The 2,439-nt window shown below is 68.8% G+C and carries 2 protein-coding genes; both read right to left on the reverse strand.

The window, feature by feature from the left end; genetic code table 11:
• On the reverse strand, nucleotides 1-578 hold a 578-nt coding region (locus ACJMNC_RS16665), incomplete at its 3' end, for an AAA family ATPase (protein WP_408949078.1).
• Between the two features lie 77 nt (nucleotides 579-655).
• Nucleotides 656-1,858: a DNA polymerase III subunit beta gene (dnaN, locus tag ACJMNC_RS16670; protein ID WP_408949079.1), complete on the reverse strand. Its 1,203-nt coding sequence runs from the start codon at nucleotides 1,856-1,858 to the stop codon at nucleotides 656-658.
• Nucleotides 1,859-2,439 lie beyond the last annotated feature (581 nt).

The following is a 2,439-nucleotide window of genomic DNA, read 5'->3' on the forward strand; positions in this document are numbered from 1 at the left end:
AGCTGCTCATCCCAGACGTCGAGGGTGGCGATCACCGAGTCGGCCTCGGACCGGCTGCGGCGCATCGCCGCACCGGCGGTTTTCAGCAGTGCCGACCGCTGCCTCAGCACCCGCTCGTAGTCGGCGCGGGCGCCGGCGGCGACCGGCCGCAACTGCACCACCAGTTCGTCGAGGAAGCGCCGGCGTTCCCCCGGATCTCCGCGCACCAGCGCCAGATCCTCCGGTGCGAACAGCACGGTGCGGAGCACGCCGAGGATCTCCCGCGGCCGGCGCACCGGTGCGGTGTTGATCGTGGCCTTGTTGGCGCCGTGCGCCGCGATGGTCAGTTCCACCGACAGTTCGCGGCCGTCGTTCTGCACGGTGGCGCCGACGGTGGCCGCGGTGGCGCCGGTGCGGACCAGCGGCGCATCGGCGGCCACCCGATGCGAGCGGAGCGTAGCCAGGTAGTACAGCGATTCGAGCAGGTTGGTCTTGCCGAATCCGTTGCGCCCCACGAAGATCGTGGTCTCCGGATGCAGCTCCAGATCCACTCGGGGCCACGAGCGGAAATCTCGTAACGCCAATGCGCGGACGAACATCGAACCTCTACTCCACTACCGGCGGCCGTTTCTGCGGCGGCCGCCGGTTCGCCGTGTCACCGTCGTGCCGACGGGATTCAGCCCGGCAGCCGCACCGGCATCAGCAGGTAACTGAACTGGCTGGCCGGGGCCAGATAGGCGCCGGAAGCATCGGCGGCGGGTTCACCGTCGCCGGCCGGACGCAGCACCGCCGGCCGGATGGCCGCACGCCGCTCGCCGGACGGATCCGGTTCGGGATTGGTGAAGCCGAACTCGACCACCTCGGTGCCGATCGCCGCCAGACCGTCGAGCAGATAAGTCGGGTTGAAGGCGATGATGATCGGTTCACCGTAGAACCGCACCGGCAGTTCTTCCTCGGCCTTGCCGGCCTCGTCGCCACCGGCGGTGAGCAGCACCGAATCCTCGGAGAAGTCCATCCGGATCTGCGCACCGCGCTCGGCGACCAGCGCCACACGCTTGATGGCCTCGATCAGGGCGGCGGACTCGATCGCGGCCACCGAGGTGTGACTGGCCGGGAACAGCTGCCGGAACTTGGGGAACTCGGCGTCGAGCAGCCGGGTGGTGGTCTTCTTGGTGTCGGTGGAGATGCCCAGGATGCCGTCGGCACCGATCGAATGCCCGCCGCCGAAGGCCAGTTCGACGACGCCGGCGTGATCGGAGCCCGCCGACTTGGCGGCCTCGGACAGGGTCTTGGCGGGGACCAGTGCGGCGCCGGTGGCGCTCGGATCGGCGGGCGCCCACTGGAGTTCGCGGACCGCCAGCCGGAACCGGTCGGTGGCCGCGAGCACCACCTTGTCGCCCTCGATCTCCACCCGGACACCGGTCAGCATCGGCAGGGTGTCGTCCTTGCCGGCGGCGACGGCGACCTGGGAGACGGCTTCGGCGAACAGATCACCGGGCAGGGTGCCGGTGGATTCGGGGACCTCGGGCAGGTCCGGATAGTCCTCGACGGGCATGGTCGGCAGCGAGAACTTGGAGCTGCCGCAGGCGATCGCGACGCGGGAGCCGTCGATGCTCACATCGACGGGCTTGGCCGGCAGGGCACGGGTGATGTCGGCGAGCAGGCGACCGGAGACCAGGACCTTGCCGGGTTCGAGGACCTCGGCAGAGAGGGCGTCGGATGCGGAGACCTCGTAGTCGAAGCCTGCGACCTGCAGGCCGGTGTCCCCGGCGGTGAGCACCACGCAGCCGAGCACCGGGACCGGAGGACGGGACGGCAGGCTGCGAGCGACCCAGGCGACGGCGTCGGCGAACTCGTCGCGCACGACACGAAACTTCATCTGCAGTGGTTGCCCTTCTCGTGGTGCCGGGACGGATCGATCGGTGCGCAGACGGCAACGAAGCGCACGAGGTCCCGGCGATCTGGTTGTTCGCCGAATCCCACTGTAGAGCGCTCGGCGGCCGACGTCGCCAGTTGGGGCGACTCCGATCGGGCCGCAGGCGGCTCCCGGGCGGTCCTGCGCCGGCGGGACCGCCTGTGCATCCACACGGTGACTATTAGAAGAGATATCTCAAAGAGAAATTCTTAGTAGTAATAAGTCCTGTGGGTTCTGTGGGAAACCCGCATCGGCACTGGTTCAGCGGTGTGTCGGTGTGTGGACGGCCGGTGGACGCCACCAGTGGACTTCTAGCCGTCGCTGTGGACGCCGGTTTCCGTCCACTGTGTCTCCACCGCGCGTCCACAGTCGCAGGCCGAGTTGTCACCAATCTTGTCCACAGCTGTCGGGCATCTGCTCACCTGGGCTTTCGGATGCGCTCGGGTGACGGAGAAGGCCGCGGCCGACCGGTCCGGCCCGCGCCGGCGAGAACCACACGAAGTCTCGGGTGAGGGTTGAGAGTCAGCCGCGGGCGCGCTGTTTGA

This window comes from Gordonia sp. VNK21, from assembly GCF_046098115.1.
Taxonomy (GTDB): Bacteria; Actinomycetota; Actinomycetes; order Mycobacteriales; family Mycobacteriaceae; genus Gordonia.

Bases quoted from the DNA above. Each gene is read 5' to 3' on its own strand.
- dnaN (WP_408949079.1), bottom strand. From the start codon at position 1,858: ATGAAGTTTCGTGTCGTGCGCGACGAGTTCGCCGACGCCGTCGCCTGG.